Source organism: Kibdelosporangium banguiense, from assembly GCF_017876405.1.
GTDB lineage: Bacteria > Actinomycetota > Actinomycetes > Mycobacteriales > Pseudonocardiaceae > Kibdelosporangium > Kibdelosporangium banguiense.
The window spans coordinates 7,566,945-7,584,105 of the sequence record NZ_JAGINW010000001.1 but is presented as its reverse complement, the minus strand read 5'-3'; the positions used below and the strand labels follow the sequence as shown (position 1 = coordinate 7,584,105).

13 protein-coding genes are annotated in these 17,161 nt (G+C 67.6%); 8 read left to right on the top strand and 5 right to left on the bottom strand.

Annotated elements, in window-relative coordinates:
* Nucleotides 1-70: 70 nt before the first annotated feature.
* The 3 genes from JOF56_RS35005 to JOF56_RS60305 all read right to left on the bottom strand — a co-directional run bounded on the left by JOF56_RS35005 (nt 71) and on the right by JOF56_RS60305 (nt 3,425).
* A complete protein-coding gene (locus tag JOF56_RS35005) occupies nt 71-1,897 on the bottom strand; it encodes a PstS family phosphate ABC transporter substrate-binding protein (RefSeq protein WP_209643722.1) in 1,827 nt (608 codons plus the stop codon).
* A complete protein-coding gene (locus tag JOF56_RS35000) occupies nt 1,884-2,585 on the bottom strand; it encodes a DUF6313 family protein (protein WP_209643721.1) in 702 nt (233 codons plus the stop codon). Before JOF56_RS35000 ends, JOF56_RS35005 begins: the two co-directional genes overlap by 14 nt.
* 126 nt (nt 2,586-2,711) lie before the next feature.
* On the bottom strand, nt 2,712-3,425 hold the full coding sequence (locus JOF56_RS60305; protein ID WP_209643720.1) for a GntR family transcriptional regulator: 714 nt from the start codon (nt 3,423-3,425) through the stop codon (nt 2,712-2,714).
* 115 nt (nt 3,426-3,540) lie between these two features.
* Here JOF56_RS60305 and manD point away from each other — a divergent pair, with 115 nt between their 5' ends.
* The 5 genes from manD to JOF56_RS34970 all read left to right on the top strand — a co-directional run bounded on the left by manD (nt 3,541) and on the right by JOF56_RS34970 (nt 11,439).
* The gene (manD, locus tag JOF56_RS34990; RefSeq protein WP_209643719.1) at nt 3,541-4,749 is read left to right on the top strand and encodes a D-mannonate dehydratase ManD; all 1,209 of its coding nucleotides are present in this window, start codon (nt 3,541-3,543) and stop codon (nt 4,747-4,749) included.
* Nucleotides 4,750-4,754: 5 nt separating this feature from the next.
* Complete coding sequence (locus tag JOF56_RS34985; protein WP_209643718.1) at nt 4,755-6,188, top strand: mannitol dehydrogenase family protein; 1,434 nt, start codon at nt 4,755-4,757, stop codon at nt 6,186-6,188.
* Between the two features lie 48 nt (nt 6,189-6,236).
* Complete coding sequence (locus JOF56_RS34980; RefSeq protein ID WP_209643717.1) at nt 6,237-7,616, top strand: MFS transporter; 1,380 nt, start codon at nt 6,237-6,239, stop codon at nt 7,614-7,616.
* The gene (locus tag JOF56_RS34975; protein ID WP_209643716.1) at nt 7,613-8,626 is read left to right on the top strand and encodes an L-idonate 5-dehydrogenase; all 1,014 of its coding nucleotides are present in this window, start codon (nt 7,613-7,615) and stop codon (nt 8,624-8,626) included. The genes JOF56_RS34980 and JOF56_RS34975 overlap by 4 nt, the downstream gene beginning before the upstream one ends.
* Nucleotides 8,627-9,114: 488 nt before the next feature.
* Nucleotides 9,115-11,439, top strand: coding sequence for an ATP-binding protein (locus JOF56_RS34970; RefSeq protein ID WP_209643715.1), 2,325 nt, complete (start codon nt 9,115-9,117; stop codon nt 11,437-11,439).
* Here JOF56_RS34970 and JOF56_RS34965 read toward each other — a convergent pair.
* Together JOF56_RS34965 and JOF56_RS34960 are read right to left on the bottom strand one after the other, a co-directional pair.
* Complete coding sequence (locus JOF56_RS34965; RefSeq protein WP_209643714.1) at nt 11,356-12,087, bottom strand: response regulator; 732 nt, start codon at nt 12,085-12,087, stop codon at nt 11,356-11,358. The genes JOF56_RS34970 and JOF56_RS34965 overlap by 84 nt on opposite strands.
* Nucleotides 12,087-12,773 carry a sensor histidine kinase gene (locus tag JOF56_RS34960; protein ID WP_209643713.1) on the bottom strand — a complete coding sequence of 229 codons (687 nt, stop codon included), beginning with the start codon at nt 12,771-12,773 and terminating at the stop codon, nt 12,087-12,089. Before JOF56_RS34960 ends, JOF56_RS34965 begins: the two co-directional genes overlap by 1 nt.
* A 326-nt stretch (nt 12,774-13,099) precedes the next feature.
* Here JOF56_RS34960 and JOF56_RS34955 point away from each other — a divergent pair, with 326 nt between their 5' ends.
* From JOF56_RS34955 to JOF56_RS34945, 3 genes are read left to right on the top strand one after another with little or no spacing between them, the layout of a single operon-like run.
* Entirely contained in the window at nt 13,100-14,698 is a 1,599-nt protein-coding gene (locus tag JOF56_RS34955; RefSeq protein ID WP_209643712.1) for a prenyltransferase/squalene oxidase repeat-containing protein, read from the top strand.
* The gene (locus JOF56_RS34950) at nt 14,695-15,945 is read left to right on the top strand and encodes a cytochrome P450 (protein WP_209643711.1); all 1,251 of its coding nucleotides are present in this window, start codon (nt 14,695-14,697) and stop codon (nt 15,943-15,945) included. Before JOF56_RS34955 ends, JOF56_RS34950 begins: the two co-directional genes overlap by 4 nt.
* The gene (locus tag JOF56_RS34945) at nt 15,942-17,153 is read left to right on the top strand and encodes a cytochrome P450 (protein WP_209643710.1); all 1,212 of its coding nucleotides are present in this window, start codon (nt 15,942-15,944) and stop codon (nt 17,151-17,153) included. The genes JOF56_RS34950 and JOF56_RS34945 overlap by 4 nt, the downstream gene beginning before the upstream one ends.
* Nucleotides 17,154-17,161: the final 8 nt, after the last annotated feature.

Sequence of the window (17,161 nt, the reverse complement as noted above, 5' to 3'; positions counted from 1 at the left end):
AAGGACCAGCCTGCCAAGGGCCATATTGCTCAGCACAGGCAATTGGTTACAAGGTGCCGGTGCAACCAGGTCAGCGCAGAGCGCAGAGTGCGCCCATCTCGCCTACGCAGGAGTAGTACTGGAAGCCCTCCATGACTGCACTGCTCTCCCGGGCGAGCAGGAAGGTCGTGAACACCTCAGGCAGGGAGCCCGGCTCGGGGCGGCCGTGGCTGTAGACGTATTCCACTGTCCAGAACGGATAGTCGTGGTCGCGGATGTCGCCGAGGGTGGCGCCGTAGCCGTCCAGGTTGATCTTCTTGACGCCGGTGGCCTGATCGGCGTCCGACACGTCGGCGTATCCGATCGCGCCGTCGAGGTTGGCCACGCGGTCGATCAGGTCGCCGGTCGAGCCCTGCTCACAGACGATCGGCAGGCCGGGCGGGACACCGGGCCGCCGATCCCGGCAGGAGTCCGATGTGGGGTCCACCTGTCCGACCTGCGTGCCGGGGGTGCTGCTGAGGACGTGCCGTTCCAGGGTGCGGCGGGTTCCCGAGTCGGTGGACCTGCCCACGACCCGGATTTCGCCGGTGTCACGCGGGTTCGCGGTGATGTCGCTCCAGACCCGGGCCGCGCCGGTGAAGATCCGCCGCGCGTCCCTGAGCGACAGCGAGCCGACCGGCACGTCGTCACTGGCCACGAACGTGAACGGGACGATCGCGAGCGGCTGGGCCACCAGCTCACGGAACTGCGGCTCGTCGAACCGGCCGTCGGAGAACGCCAGGTGCCGGGTGCCGTCCTCGGCGGCGTCGGCCAGTCGCTCCAGGCCTTCCCGGCTGCCGGGCGTCCGGATCCTGATGGACGTCTCCGGGCAGTAGGCATGGTAAGTGCCGGCCAGTTCCGTTGCGGCACGGCCGAACGCGCTCGAGCCTTCCGCTGTCAGCGAGCCGGGCACACACGACACGCCTTCGGGGAGTCTGGTGAACGGCGTGACGTTGTTGAGCAACAACACAACCGCGAACGCCCCGGCGCAGATCGCAGTCAGGCCGCCCCAGACGAGTGTCTCCGGCCGGACCTTCTGCTTGCCCTCACGTGTGGTGATCCTGCCTTCGCGCAGGCCGCCTTCGACCACGACCTGGTGCTTGGAGCCCGGTTTCGTGCCGGACAGCACGATGATCAGCTTGAACGAGTGCTCCGGCCTGAGCCCGATCATCGGGAGCTTCACGCGGTCCTGCTCGATGGTGAACTCCGGCAGGCCGGCCAGCACTTTCTGCAGCTCGGCGGGCTCGAACTCGGTGGCGTCGACCGATACCACCGTCCGGCCGGGGAAATGCAGGCTGAGCGGGGAGACGTAGTCCTCGGGGTCGATCGCCGTGCCACCGGTGTTCTTGATCCGGACGACCACCACGCCGGGATCGGCCACAGCGTGCCGTTCGCCCTCCAGCCGGACGGTTTCGCCGATGTCGACGCCGAACGGAGCGTCGATCCGGACGCGGCAGGACAGAACCCGCTCCCGGCGCGACCTCACGTAGGACACGATCGTGCCCACGCTGGTCACGGCCACCCCGGCCAGCACACCGCCAATACCGACCGCGCTGATGGCGGCCTCCGCGACCCATTGCCGTTCCGTGACTCCCAGAACAGCCGCCACGACTGCCACGGTGGCAAGCGCGATCCCGAAGACGAAGCGCTGACCTGCGGTACGCCTGCGTGGATCGGCTCGGTTGACCACCGCGTCGGACAGGCGCCGCGCGCCTGCCGCCGTCGAAGGCTGCGCCTGCTTGGCCTGGGCGATCCGTTCCCCTGCAGTCGCCGCCTGCTCGTCGATCCAGGACGGATCCTGTTCCGAGTAAGCCGCGACGAGCAGCTGCTTGGTGAGTTCGTCGACGCTGTGCCGCGCCCGGCGATCAGAGCTTGGCATCTGCCCGGCCTCCCTTGGCCGCGCACTCGGGGCACCGGCCGGACATGCCGTCCAGGACGTACGAGGCCTCGAGCACGGCCTCCCACATCACCTGTTTCGGCCCTTTGCCGCGGTCACCCTCGGCATTGAGGAATTTCTCGACGACGATCTCCCAGTGGTCCTGGGCCGTGACCCAGTCGCCTTGGTGGCGCAGGACGAATCGGATCCCGAAGTAGTGCGGGACCTCGAAACCGTGCCTGCCGTACTGCAGGCGATCGAGCAAGGGAATCGACCCGATCCGCCGCGTGGCCGACCGGCCGCGTAACCGCCCGATGTTGCGGTTGTCCGTCACCTCGGTGACCACGTAACCGGCCACAGCACCGGCGAATCCCGTGACGACAAGCCAGCCCGCGATGGAAAGCGGCAGCGCCAGCCACGGACTGGCGGTATCCCACGGCGAATCGATCTGGACACTGACGTCGTAGGCGACCCGTCCGCCGATGACCACGGCGTTGGCCACGTACAGTCCGGCGAAGGCGGCGAGAATGTAGTAACCCCGGACCCGCAGCCAGTACTGGATACCGCTGTGCCTGCCGAGAGATCGCCGTTGGCGGCGGACCATGGCCCGCAAGGACTCCCGCTGCGGCGGCTCGACGTCGCCCGGCTCAGTACCGGCGACGCGCTGCGTAACCTGCTGCGACGTGACCATTTCTACTCGCGGTATCCGCTTGTTCCCCGCCCCACACTGGGAAAATACGGGACGCCGGCCGCCGCGGGCGCCCACATCTCCTGTTGTTCACCTCAAGGACACCGCGTGGTCGTGACCGCGTGAAGATCACTCCCAGACGACGACGCTCCGCCTGGTCGGCACCGAGTCGCGATCGGCGTTGAACAGCTCGGGCGAGCGGGCACGGATCCGCTCGACATCCTCGAAGACCGCACGCAGGTGCCTGCGCATCGCCGACCGGGCCAGCGTGATGTCCTTGTCCAGGACGGCCTGGAGGATCTCGACATGCTGGGTCGCGAACACGGCCGGGGACTGCGCGTCGTAGAGGCCCAGACGACGCGCCCGGTCGAGGTGTCCCTTGGCCGACGCGACCGTGGTCCAGACGTTGCCGTGGCCGCTGAGCTGGAGCAGCCCGCGGTGGAAGGCCTCGTCGAGGGCGAAGAACTCCTCCAGGCCGATGTCCGGCTGCCGCTGCTTGTCGAGATTGGCCAGCAGGTCGGCGACAAGCTCGGTGTCCAGCTGCTCGGGCAGGTCGTCGAGCGAGGCCAGTTCCACCGCCTCACGCAGGAACTGCGCGTCGGCCACGCGCTGCGGATCGACCCGTGAGACGAACGACCCGATCTGCGGGAAGACCTGGACCAGGCCTTCGTCCGCCAGCAGGATCAGGCTCTCACGCACCGGTGTGCGACTGACCCCGAGCGCGGCCGCGAGCTCATTCTCCGACAGGGCGGCACCCGGTGGCAGCTCGAGCGTCAGCACCTTCCGCCGAAGTGTCTCGTACACGGCGCGGCGGCTTGTTCGCCCGCTGCTCTGTTTGGCCACGGCCTCATCCTAAGCGGCCCGCGTCGGTCATCCGATCATTACACGCACCCTTGACAGGCTGACATACAAGTACTTGTATACAAGCGCTGGCCGACGAGTGAGGGAGCGGAGTGTCGTGAGCAGGATCGAACGGGCCGAGGTGCTGGTCACCTCCCCCGGCCGCAACTACGTCACGCTGCGGATCACGACCTCCGACGGGGTGACCGGGCTAGGCGACGCGACCCTCAACGGCCGGGAACTGTCGGTGGCCAGCTACCTGCGTGACCACGTCGTGCCCCTGCTGATCGGCCGCGACCCCGCCCGCATCGAGGACACGTGGCAGTACCTGTACCGGGGCGCCTACTGGCGGCGCGGGCCTGTCACCATGACCGCGATCTCCGCTGTCGACACAGCACTGTGGGATATCAAGGGCAAGGTCGCGAATCTGCCCGTCTACCAGTTGCTGGGCGGTCGCGCCCGGGACGGCGTGCTCGTCTACTCGCACGCGAGCGGGGCCGACGTGCCGTCCCTGCTCGACGACGTGGCCCGGTTCAAGGAACTCGGCTACAAGGCGATCCGCGCACAGGCAGCTGTGCCAGGCATCGAAGGTTCTTACGGCGTACGCAAGGGCGAGGTCTACGAGCCCGCGGCAACCAGCCTGCCTGATGAGCAGCTGTGGAGCACCGAGGCCTATCTCGACTTCGCGCCCGGTTGTCTGCGTGCCGTCCGCGACCGGTTCGGGTTCGACTTCCATCTGCTGCACGACGTCCACCACCGGCTCACGCCGATCGAGGCGGCACGGTTCGGCAAGAGCGTGGAGGACTGCCGGCTGTTCTGGATGGAGGACCCGACTCCCGCCGAGAACCAGGAGGCGTTCCGGCTCATCCGCCGGCACACCACGACCCCCATCGCGGTCGGCGAGGTCTTCAGCTCGATCTGGGACGTCCAGCACCTGATCACCGAGCAGCTGATCGACTACGTCCGCGCCACCGTCGTGCACGCGGGCGGGATCACGCACCTGCGCAGGATCTTCGACCTCGCCTCGCTTTATCAGGTCCGGACCGGGTCGCACGGCGCGGCCGACCTGTCCCCCATCACTCTCGCGGCCGCCGTGCACCTGGACATCACCGTGCCGAACTTCGGCATCCAGGAGTACATGGGGTTCGCCCGGGAAACCGCGGAGGTGTTCCACAGCGACGTCCGCTTCTCCGACGGCATGCTGCTGCCCTCCGAGGCACCGGGACTGGGCGTCGAGTACGACGAGAAGGCCGCCGCGAAGTTCGAGTACCAGCCCCGCTACCTGCCCGTGGCACGCCGCCTCGACGGCTCGATGCACGACTGGTGACCGGCATGCTCAAACCACTCAGTCTCGCCACACTGAACAAGGTGAGCAAGGACAGCCGTCCGCTGATCGACCGGGCCGAACTCGCTCCGCGTGTCGTCCATTTCGGACTGGGTGCGTTCCATCGGGCACACCAGGCCGTCTATACCGAAGCCGCGGCCGCCGCGTCAGCGCAGCCGTGGGGTGTTGCGGCGGTCGCCCCGCGTTCGCAGTCCATAGTAGACACGATGCGAGCTCAGGACTGCCTGTACACAGTGACCGATCGCGCACCTGGCGAGCCTCGTCCCCGGGTGGTCGGATCGATCGTCGAAGCCTTGTCGATGCACCGCGACTCCGCTCGGATTCACGACCTTGTCAGCGAGCCTGACGTCAGTGTCATCACGCTGACCGTCACAGAGAAGGCGTACTTCCGCCGCGCCGGCAACGGACGACTCGACACCCGCGCACCAGAAGTGGCAGTCGACCTCGTCACCACGGGAACGCCACGCACTGTCGTCGGTGCACTGGCGCACGCACTCGCGACGAGATACCGCCGCAATGGCGCGCCGATCAGCGTGGTGTCGTGCGACAACATCACGGCGAACGGCAGTGCGCTGCATACCGTGGTCCGTGATTTCGTCGAAGCATCCCTCTGGCCTGACCGGGAACCGTTGCTGGACTGGCTGGCGACCTCCGTCGCCTTTCCCGCCACGATCGTGGACCGCATCGTCCCGGCGACCACCGCCGGTGATCAGGCCGCCGCATCGACCGCGCTGGGCCTGTCCGACGCGGTTCCGGTGGTCGCGGAACCGTACCGGCAGTGGATTCTGGAGGATTCGTTCGCCGCGGACCGTCCACCGTGGGAACTGGACGGTGCTCTCTTCGTACCGGACGTCGCGCCGCACCAGTTGCGGAAACTGCGCCTGCTCAACGGAACGCACTCGGCATTGGCCTATGTGGGCTCGGCGGCCGGGTTCGTCACAGTCGCGGATGTCCTGCGATCGGAGTGGGGCGAGCGTTTCGTCCGACGTTTCTGTGCGGAGATGGCCACGACGCTGCCCGGCTCGAATGTCGCGGCGTACGTCGACGAACTGGTCGAGAGGTTCCGCAATCCGGCGATGCAGCACCAGTTGCGTCAGATCGGATCGGACGGCTCGCTCAAGCTGCCGGAGCGATGGTTCGGCGCCCTGCGGTCGATTCTGGCCCAGTCGAAGTCCGCGCCCCTGCTCGAGCTCGCGATGGCCGCGTGGGTCAGGACGACCGGCCCGTACGAGGAAACGGGCATGACAGATCCGTCGGATGCCGTACTGGCCGACTGCTGGCGTGGTGCACGCGACGCGGTCGACGTGGTGCGGCGGTTGCTGGGCGCCCTGGGTGCGCCCGACCTGGCCGGGCACACGGACTTCGTCTCCGCGATCGGCGCCCATCTGCCCGCGCTGACCGCGGGGCGCATCGAAGTCTGAGACCCATCGATCAACGGCACCCTCGATCACAAGCAACGGAGCGACGTGATGACCGACAACCTCCAGCCGGTGGCCGCCCCGGCCCCGCAACGAACCACCGGCGACCTGACCAAGGCGGCCGTGTCCGGCTGGCTGGGCACGGCCATGGAGTTCATGGACTTCCAGCTGTACTCGCTGGCCGCCGCCATCGTGTTCAACAAGATCTTCTTCCCGGACGTCAGCCCGGCCATCGGGCTGATCGCCGCGATGGCCACCTACGGTGTCGGATATGTCGCCCGCCTGGCCGGTGCGGTCTACTTCGGACGGATGGGCGACCGGATCGGGCGCAAGCGCGTGCTGTTTCTGACCATCGCCCTGATGGGCGTCTCCACCACCCTGATCGGCGCACTGCCCACCTATCAGACCATCGGCATCGCCGCGCCCATCCTGCTGGTCGCTTTACGCCTGGTCCAGGGCTTCGGCGCAGGCGCCGAGATCGCCGGGGCGACAGTCATGCTCGCCGAGTACGCCCCCGTACGGCGCCGGGGACTGATCGCGTCCCTCGTCTCCCTGGGAACCAACTCGGGAACGCTTGCGGCATCAGGATTGTGGGCGGTGCTGATCAGTGTGCTTTCGGAGCAGCAGTTGCTCTCGTGGGGCTGGCGGCTGCCGTTCCTGCTGAGCTTCGTGCTGCTGATCTTCGCGGTCTGGGTGCGTACCAGGCTGAAGGAAAGCCCGGTCTTCGAGGAGCGCCCGGACGTCGTCGACGGCGTCGCGCTGTCCCGCTCCGAAATCGAAGCCTCCGAAATCGAGGCCAAGGGCACGTTGGAAGAGGGACTGCGTCAGCGCAAGGGCAAGGCGTTCTTCCTGGCACTGGGACTGCGGTTCGGCCAGGCAGGCAACTCCGGCCTGGTACAGACGTTCCTCGTCGGCTACATCGCGACGACGTTGCTGGTGAACAAGTCCATTCCGACGAGCGCGATCGTGTACGGCTCGCTGCTGGGGTTCGTGACGGTGCCGGTGGTCGGCATGCTCGGCGACCGCTTCGGACGGCGCCCGGTCTACGCCGCGCTGAGCGTGCTGACCATCGTGCTGGCCTTCCCGCTGATGCTCCTGATCACCAGCGGCAGCACGCCGGCGCTCGTGCTGGGCATGGTCATCGCCCTCAACATCGGCGTCCTCGGGTTGTTCTCGCTGGAAAGCGTCACGATGGCCGAGTTGTTCGGCTCCCGCAACCGGTTCACCCAGCTCGCCGTCGCCAAGGAGATCGGCGGGATCCTGGCCACCGCGATCGGCCCGGTCGTGGCCGCCACGCTCACCGCCACCACCGGGCACTGGTGGCCGGTCGCCGCGATGCTCATCGTCTACTCGCTCATCACCCTCGTCTCGACCGTGCTGGCGCCCGAAACGCGAGGCCGTGACCTGGTACGTCTGGAGGACGCCGCGTGAAAGCCGTTGTAGTGCACGGGCCCGGCGACGTTCGGATCGACGAGCGGCCCGAGCCCGTGCCCGCGGCGGGTGAGGTACTGCTCGCCGTGGAATGGGGTGGCATCTGTGGTTCCGACCTCTCCTACTGGAAGTACGGGGCGTCCGGAACCGCGCTGCTCAAGCATCCGCTTGTCCTCGGCCATGAGGTGGCGGGCCGGATCGTGACGGGCCCGGACGCCGGGCGGGCCGCGACCGTTCACCCCGCGACCATCGAGAGCCCGGACGCACTGCCCGAACGGATCTCTGGCCGGACGAACCTGCACACCAGGATCCGGTACTTCGGCTCCGCGGCTTTCGACCCGCACACCGACGGCGCGTTCAGCGAGTACAAAGTCGTCCGCACGGACCAGATCCGGCTACTGCCTGACGGCGTGAGCACCAAGCATGGCGCCCTTGCCGAACCTCTTGCGGTTGCTCTGCACGCGGTCAACCGCGCCGGTTCCGTGCGCGGCCGTGATGTTCTTGTCAACGGCGCAGGGCCGATCGGCGCTCTGGTTGTCGCCGCGGCGAAGTACCAGGGCGCTCGCGCCGTGATCGCTGCGGACGTCTCCCCTGCACGGCTCAAGATCGCCCAGGCGATGGGCGCCGACGAAGTCCGTGACATCGCGGCCGGAGAAGCCCTTCCGGACGATGTCGAGGTCGTCTTCGAGGCTTCCGGTGTCACCGCTGCCCTCGGCGCCGTGCTCCGGGCGACCGCACGTGGGGGAACCCTGGTACAGGTCGGGAACCTGCCAGGAGTCCCGTCGCCCGCGGTCCTCGGTGATCTCGTCACCAGGGAGATCACCTGGACCGGGTCGTACCGCTTCGTCGAGGAGATCGCCGACGCCTTGACCGCGATGCGGGACGGTCTGGACGTGGATCCGCTGATCACCCATATCTTCGGTATCGGCCAGGTCGCCGAAGCCCTTGCCACGGCGGCTGATCCGGCCAGTGCGAGCAGCAAGGTCATGCTGCGGCTGGGAGCACCGTGACAACGCCGGTCGTGACTTGAGGCAGGTTGTCCGCTGACGTCCGATCTAATGGTCTAGACCAACTGTGTCCGATCGGCTACTGGCCGGACCCGGGGCGCGAAAATAGCCTGTGGTTTCGAGGGATCGTTCGGTTTCCCCGCCCGAGATCGGAGCCGCTGTGCACCAGACCCATCCGCAGCCGACCACGTCCGGCGCTCGTTCGCCGGCTTCGCGCGTGAACGCGGCACGCGGTTTTTCTCCCCATGAGCGGATCTTTCCCCTCGTAGCCGAAACTTTCGGCCCGCAATAGCCGGGGTATTCGCCGCCGGTTTGCGAAACCAACTTTCTCGAAAGCCGGACGCCGGAGAGTCTTGTCCACCTTTGACAGTGATAGAACGATGCGAAACATGCCGACCGCAACCACCAGTTGTCCGGTCTGCGGCGCCGCCCTGCCCCCGTCGCCGAGAACACGCTATTGCTCAAGCGCATGCCGGCAGCGGGCTTATCGAATGCGTGCCCACGCCGCCGGCCAAACGAGCAAGGCCGGCAGGCCGAAACCGCCCGCGGGCCCCGAAACGGCCAGGACATTGCCTGCCCGGCTCGACCGGTTCATCGGCCGCGAACGGGAACTGGAACGGCTGCGCGACCTTTTCCACCGCCACCGGCTGATCACCCTCACCGGCCCGGCCGGCGTGGGCAAGACCCGGCTGGCCATCGAGTTCGCCGACCGCCTGCCCGCCCCTTCCCCCGCGCAGGCCGCGTTGGTCGAGCTGGACGTGTTGCGCGACGAAGGGCTGGTCACGCAGTCGGTGGCCGCGGCGCTGGAGATCCGCGAGCAGTCCGACCAGCCGATCGCCGAGACGATTTTCAAAGCTCTGCGCGGGGTTCAGCGAATCCTTCTGCTGGACAACTGCGAGCACCTCATCGACGCGAGCGCACGCTTCGTCGACACGGCCTTGAGCAGGTGCCGAGGGCTCCGGGTGATCGCGACGAGCCGGGAACCGCTGGGCATCGCGGGCGAGATCGTGTTCCGGGTCGAAGGGTTGCCCCTGCCACCATCAGGTCCGGGGACCAGCACGACCGACCTGGCGCGCAGCGACGCGATCCGGCTGTTCACGGCCCGGGCACGCGAACACGCACAGGACTTCGAGCTCACTGCGGACAATGCCGCGGATGTGGCCGCGGTGTGCTCGGAACTCGACGGCAGCCCGCTGGCGATCGAGCTGGCCGCCCGCTGGATCCCGACGCTGCCGGTCGCGAGTATCCGCAGCCGGCTGGCCAGCCGGTTCGAGCTGCTCACCATCAGCGGCAGAACCGGCGGCATGCGGCAGCGCAGCCTGCGCGAGGCCATCCAATGGAGCTACGAGCTGCTCACTCCGGACGAACGTGTGGTGTTCCGGCGGCTGTCGGTCCTGCTCGGCTCGTTCGACCTGGAAACCGTGACAGCCGTGTGCCAGGACGTGGACCTCGTGCCGGAAGCGATATTGGGCCTGGTGTCGCGGCTGCAGAGCACGTCCCTGCTCACGCCGGTCGCCGGGGCACGGCGCTACCGGATGCTGGAGTCGATCCGGCTGTTCGCGCGGCAACGGCTGAACGCGGCGGGCGAGTCCGACGCGGTGCACGAACGGCTGGTGAGCTGGCTGAGCGAGCTGGCCGAACCGCTGATCCGGCAACCGGTCTGGTTCCCCCTGCAGACCCAAAGCCGGCTGGAGAGCCTGCTGGACAACGTGCTCACGGCCATGCAGTGGGCGCAGAGCACCAACGACGACCGGCACGGACTGCTGACGGTCGGGGTGATCCGATGCTGGATGCAGCGTGGCCATCTCACCGAAGGCCGTAAGCTGCTGCGTTCCGCGCTCGAACGTGCCACGTGCCCGGTCCCGATCCGGTGCCTGATGCTGGCCTACGCCGGTTATCTCGCCGCGTTGCAGGGCGACGTGCAGGAAGCGTTCGGCATGCTCGACGAGGCTTCGGTCATCGCGCACTCGCTCGACGATCCCCGCTCGCTGATCAGCACCCTGTACGTGATCGGCTGTCTGGAGGTGGCGGCCCAACGGTTCGAGTCGGCCGAGCGGCGGTTCATCAGATGTGAGGAGCTCGCGAACACGATCGACGAGCCCGCAGCGGTCGCCATGGTGATCGAACGCCTCGCGTGGACCGTGCTGTCACAGGGCGATGTCGATCGCGCCAACGAGCTGATGAACCGGGTACTGCCCGCGTTCCGGGCACCACCTGCCATCCACGGGCTCAGTCTGGCGATGCACACCGCTGCGACGATCGCGCTGGCACGCGACGACGTGGAGGAGGCCGAAAGGTACTTCTGCGACGCGTTGCGGGCCGCGCCGACCAGCTCGCTGGAGGTGCCGTTCACGCTGGACGGGCTCGGCCTGGTCGCCACCCGTCGTGGCCGGCACGAGCACGCGCTCAGGTTGTTCGCCATGGCCCAGGGCATCCGGGGCAAGCGGCTGCACACCGAGCCCGCCTGGCGCCGGCAGGTCGACGCCGCCATGGCAGCGGTTCACCAGGCCCTGGATCCCGTTGTGGCCGAACAGATCGTGCGGGCCGCGGAACCGATCGGCCGGGACAACGCCATTTCGTACGCGCTGCGCCAGGTCGGTCCGGGCAACCAGGACCAGGCGGACCTTCTCGACGACGCGGAGCGTGCGGTCGCGTTGCTGGTGGCCGCCGGGCACACCAATCGCACTGTGGCGGAACGACTTGGCATCAGCATCCGGGCCGTCGCCTATCGGCTACAGGGGATTCGCGACAAGGTCGGTCTGGGATCTCGGTCTGACATTACGAAATGGGCCCGGGACCACCTCGGCCCCGGGTGACACCGCCAGCCGTGCGTCGTGCGCGACGATCGCGGCCTGGACACGGTTGTCGCACGACAGTTTGGCGAGCAGCCTGCTGACATGTGCCTTGATCGCGCCTTCGCTGAGATACAGCCGGCGGGCGATCTGCAGGTTGCCCAGCCCGGCCGCGACCAGGCCGAGGACCTCGCGTTCCCGGGAGGTGAGCGTCCCGACCAGGGCCCGTGCCCGGTCCAGCGGTTCAAGGTCGATCTCGACGACACGGTCCAGCACGCGGCGGGTGACCGCGGGAGACAGCACAGCCTCACCCGCGGCCACCGCACGGATGGCGGTGACGAGATCGCGCGGATCGCCTTCCTTGAGCAGGAATCCGGCGGCCCCGGCGCGCAGGCCACGATGGATCTGGTTCTCGGTGGCCATGGCCGTCAGCAGGACGACCGCGGTCGCCGGAGCGAGCCTGCGGATGTGCTCGGTGGCCGAAAGCCCGTCGACACCGGGCATCCTGATGTCCATCACGAGCACGTTCGGCCGGTGCGCCCGCACCAGTTCGACCGCCGTGGCACCGTTGCCCGCCTCACCGATCACCTGGATATCGGTCACGTGCTCCAGCACGCCCCGGATCCCGCCGCGGACAAGCGCTTCGTCGTCCACGATCCCGACAGTGATCATCAGATGGCTCCCCTCTCCGAGACGTGATCCGTGCTGTGTACCGGCAGTTCCGCGCGGATCCGGAAACCACCGTCGGGTGTGTTCGCGTACGCCAGACGGCCGTTGTGCCGTTCCACCAGTTTGCGCATACCTCGCAGACCACGGCGGGAACCGCCGATGGACATCACCGAGGGCGCGGCGGGCGGGTGGTTGACCACTTCGACCCGGACACGGCGCCGGGACATGCTGACCGACGTTCTGGTCCGGACCAGGCCGGCGTGCTTGTGCACGTTCGTCAATGCCTCACGCACCACACAGAAAACGACCTCGCCGAGATCCGCGTCCAGCCCGTCCGCCCGCTCGTCGAAGTCGTAGTCCACCGGCAATCCGGCATTGCGGGACGCTTCGATGAGAGTGTCGATGGCCACCCGCACGCTGAACACCGTCGGTTCGATTGCCGAGTCGTCGCACAGTGACTCGACGATGTCACGGAGCCCGGCTATCGCCGCGCAGCCGGTCTCCCGGATGGCCGCGGCCCGCTCGGCGGCCGCACCACCGGCCAACTCGAGTGCCGTGGCGTGCAACACCATGACGCTGAGTTTGTGGCCGATCAGATCGTGGATCGCCTGACCGATTCGAACCCGATCGTCCCGTGTGACATGCTCGACTTGCGAATGCTCCTGTGCCGCCATCTTCACGATTGCCATCGGACGATCCTTCGAAGGTGGTGCCCGGGTCCTGACGGGCCAGGCCGTGTACGCAGTGTGCTGACGCCAACCGTCTGAGGTAAAGACGGTTGTAACACCTGCAGGGGTGCAAATCCCGCACACGTAACGCTGCATGCGGCGATCGGCCGCCGTTACGCGCACCCGGACCTGGCCTGATGCGCCGGTGATATGGACATTCGGGCACAGCCAGGCGGTCACCCGGCGGATACATCGGCCACGAACCTCGCCACTCAGCGCCACCACGGCTCGTTCGCCCCTACCGTGCGCCCAGGGCATGTCCTTGAACCCGCTGGGAGGCCGACTCGATGAGCGACAACGCCCGATGGACCGACCACGACAGCCAGGCAATCACGGACCTGTTGTCCGTGGTGTCCGACGACAGCGCGGGCCAGATCTCGCCGTCGGTCTACGAAACCGCACGTCTGGTGAGCGGCGCGCCATGGTTGGCCGGGCACTCCGCACGGGTACGTTTCCTGCTCTCAGCCCAGAATCCCGGCGGCGACTGGGGATCGCCCGACGGGTACGACGTCGTGCCCACGCTGAGCGCCACCGAGGCGTTGCTGACCGCGATGCGCCAGCCGGAGCCCATTTGCGACCTTGATCTCGGCGCTGTGATCCGGGCGACCACGGGTGGCCTGCGAGCGCTGGCCGGGCGGCTCGGCAGGCACCGGCCGGACCCGATACCCGACACCATCGCCGTTGAGCTGATCGTGCCGTGGCTGGTCGCGCGGCTCAACCAGCACTTGGGCGAGTTGCGCACCAAACCGATGGCAGGACTGGATTCATGGGTCACAGCCCGGCTCAACCTTCCCTCCAATCTGGACGGGACAGTAGCGGCGAAACTGCAGGCTGCTGTCCGCAATGGACATATCATCCCGGAGAAGACCTGGCACTCACTGGAAGTCTTCGACGACCACGCCCGGCAGGCGCCGTTCATCCGCCCGGAAGGCGGCGTGGTGTGCGGTTCCCCGGCCGCCACCGCAACCTGGACGGGCCCGGGTATCCGGCATCGGCGATCACGCGAGTTCCTGGAGGAGTTGCAGGCCCGGCACGGCGGAGCCGTCCCCGGCGTCACGTCGATCGAGTTCTTCGAACGCGCCTGGGTGACCGCGATGCTGGCCGACGCGAACATCAACACGGCCGTCCCGGACAATATCCCCGCAAGCATGCGGGCCGGACTCACCGAGTACGGCCTCGGAGCGGGTTCCGGCCTTCCAGCGGACGCCGACGACACCGCCGCAGTGCTCTACGCGCTGGCGAGGCTTGGGTTCCCCGGCCCGATCGACTCGTTGCACGACTACGAGCTGGACGGCTACTTTTGTTGTTTCCCAGGCGAACAAACCCCTTCGATCAGCACCAACGCGCACGTCCTCGACGCGTACGGGCTGCACCTGCTGCTCGCCCCCGAGCGCCCGGACCGGCTGAAGGCCGGTATCCGCAAGGTCTCCGCCTGGCTGCTCGCCCACCAGCGATCCGACGGGAGCTGGCAGGACAAGTGGCACGCATCCGACTACTACGCGACAATGTGCTGCACCGTCGCGCTGGCAAGGTTCGGCGGGCCTACAGCGTACGAGGCGATCGCGACGGCAATCTCCTGGACATTGGCAACGCAACGCGCCGACGGTTCCTGGGGCCGTTGGGAGGGCACGGTCGAGGAGACGTCCTACGCCGTCCAACTGTTGTTGCACAGCACGGCTCCCTGGAGTGATGACGCGGCCGCCGTGGCTGCCGCTCGCGGCCGGGACTTCCTGCGCAGGATGGGCGACACCGCGTCACACCCGCCTCTGTGGCACGACAAGGATCTCTACACACCCATCGCCGTCGTCCGGGCCGCGGGACTGGCGGCCCTGCATCTCGCCGCCATCCGCAGCGACGTGGCGCTGATGTCCGAGGTGGCCAAATGACGTTGCGGGAGCTGAGCTTCGCCTTTCATCCACTGTCGTTTCTGGACAGTCAGCGGACACGTCCGGACAAGCTCGCCGAGCTGTGCCCGTTCCCCCGGCGCAAGGTGCTGGTGTGGCAGCCGGAGGCACTCGGCCAGATCTTCCGGTCCGAACGGTACATGCGGCTCGACGGCTCCAGCACGCTGGAACCACTGGTCGGGCGCCATTCGCTGTTGTTCGCCAACGGTCCGCGTCACGTCGCGTACCGCAAGGTGATCGGCAGCCGGCTACGCGGCCGGGAGCTCGCCAGCCAGTACGAAACCATCAGAAGCGTCACCGAATCCACGGTCGACCTACTGCGGCCCGGGACGGTGATAGACGTCCCGGAATGGACACGGGCGCTGACACTGCGGATCATCTCGTTGATCATCTTCGGCCGGATCGACCAGCCGCTGCTGACCCGTTTCACCGACTGGACGCACAGCGCGCTGGGCGGCAGACAGCGGGCCCTGGTCTACCGGCACTTCCGACCACCGACCGGATTTCCTTCGCCCTGGCGGACCTTCCTGAGCGAGCGGGACCTTCTGCGTCAGGAAATCCTCGACGCGGCAAAGGAATCCGACGGCACAGGGCTGATCGGTCTGCTCGTGTCCGGGCAGCCACCACTTGGCCACCTCGGTGAAGACGAGCTCGTCGACCAGGTGCTGTCCATGCTTTTCGCCGGGCATGAGACGACGGCGTCCGCGACGACTTCCGCCTTGTACTGGATCGCGCGGGACGACCGATTGCTTGCCGACATCCGGGACGAGTTGGCGGCCGGAGACGCTACGTTCCCGCTGCTGGAAGCTGTGTGCCAAGAGACTCTGCGCATCTCCCCGCCCGCGATGGTCGCCGGAAACCGGGTGCTCACGCGGGAAATCACCGTTCTCGGTCAGCGCATGGCCGCGGGAACACGCCTGACTCCGTGCATCTACCTCGCACACAGCCAGCCGGACAGCTTTCCCGATCCGCACAGATTCGATCCCACCCGGTTCCTCGGCAACCGCCTTTCCGCGCATCACTACCTGCCGTTCGGCGGTGGCACACGGCGGTGTCTCGGCGCCGACCTCGCGATGCTGGAGATGCGGACGATCCTGGCGACCCTGCTGCGCCGCTGGACGTTGCGCCACATCGGTGGCACGGTGGCGAAGTTCACCACCCGCGGCCCCGCACTGGGCTTCGGCCCCGCGCTGCCCATGGTGGTCCAGCCGACCAGGGGAAACGGATGACAGTTCCGGACGTCCTGGCTCGTGTGCTCGACGAGGACACCATCGCCGATCCCTACCCGTACCTCAGCTGGGTCCGAGAGAACCACCCTGTGCACCAGGCCAAGTCCGGTGCTTATCTGCTCACCAGGCACGCCGACTGTATGGCCGTACAACTCGGCGGCCCGTTCCGGATGCCGGACGAGAACCAGCTCCCGGACATGCACGCCAAGGCGGCGCGGCATCGCTCGGTGTGGTTGCTGACCAAGACAATGACCATGCACAACCCGCCGGGGCACACCAGATTGCGCCGGCTGCTCAGCCGGGACTTCACCCGCAGGCGTATGGACGCGCTGCGGGCGGCGACCGAGCAGATCTGCGACGAATTGCTGTGTGCCGTCGAGGAACCTTTACGCGACGGTGAGGTCGTCGACCTGCACGGCGCGTTGTCGGTGCCGCTGCCTGTGCGCGTGATCTCGGACCTGATGGGCTTTCCCGAGCAGGACCGGACATGGCTGTTCGGCAAGGTGCCCACGGTGCTGGGCGCGATCGCTCCCGGAGCGTCCGAGGAAGTTCTCGCCTTGGCCGACAAGGAGAACGAGGCGATCGAGCAGTACATGATCGACCTGCTCGCCCGGCGCAGCCGGGACCCGAAGGAGGACCTCGCGACGGCGTGGGCACTTTCGCACGCCGAGGACGCCGACCGGTTCACGCACGACGAGTTGATCAGCATGCTCTGGGGAATGCTCGCCGGCGGGCTGGCGACCACCGCCGCGGCGATCAGCAACGGCATCAACCACATCACCCGCCACCCCGGCCAGACACACTGGCTTCGCGACGATGCCGCGAAGTTCGTCGACGAATCACTCCGGTACGAGTCACCCTCGATGGTCTCCGGCGTTCCCCGCTACACCGCTGAGGATGTCGAGCTCAGTGGCGTGCCGATCCCGCGGGGCAGCGAGGTGCGAACCATGCTGGCGCCGGCCAACCGGGATCCCGCGGTCTTCCCCGACCCGGACCGTTTCGACCCGTCCCGCGACACATCCAAGAGCCTGACCTTCGGCCACGGTATCCACCACTGTCTCGGCTTCAACCTCGCCCGGATGGAGCTGACAATTCTGTTGTCCGCGCTGCACCGGCGTTTTCCGGACCTCCGGCTCGCCGAAGCACCGCACTGGCGGCGTTCCCTGCCGGTCCGCGCGATCGAATCCCTGCCCGCGACACTCAACTGATCCGAGGA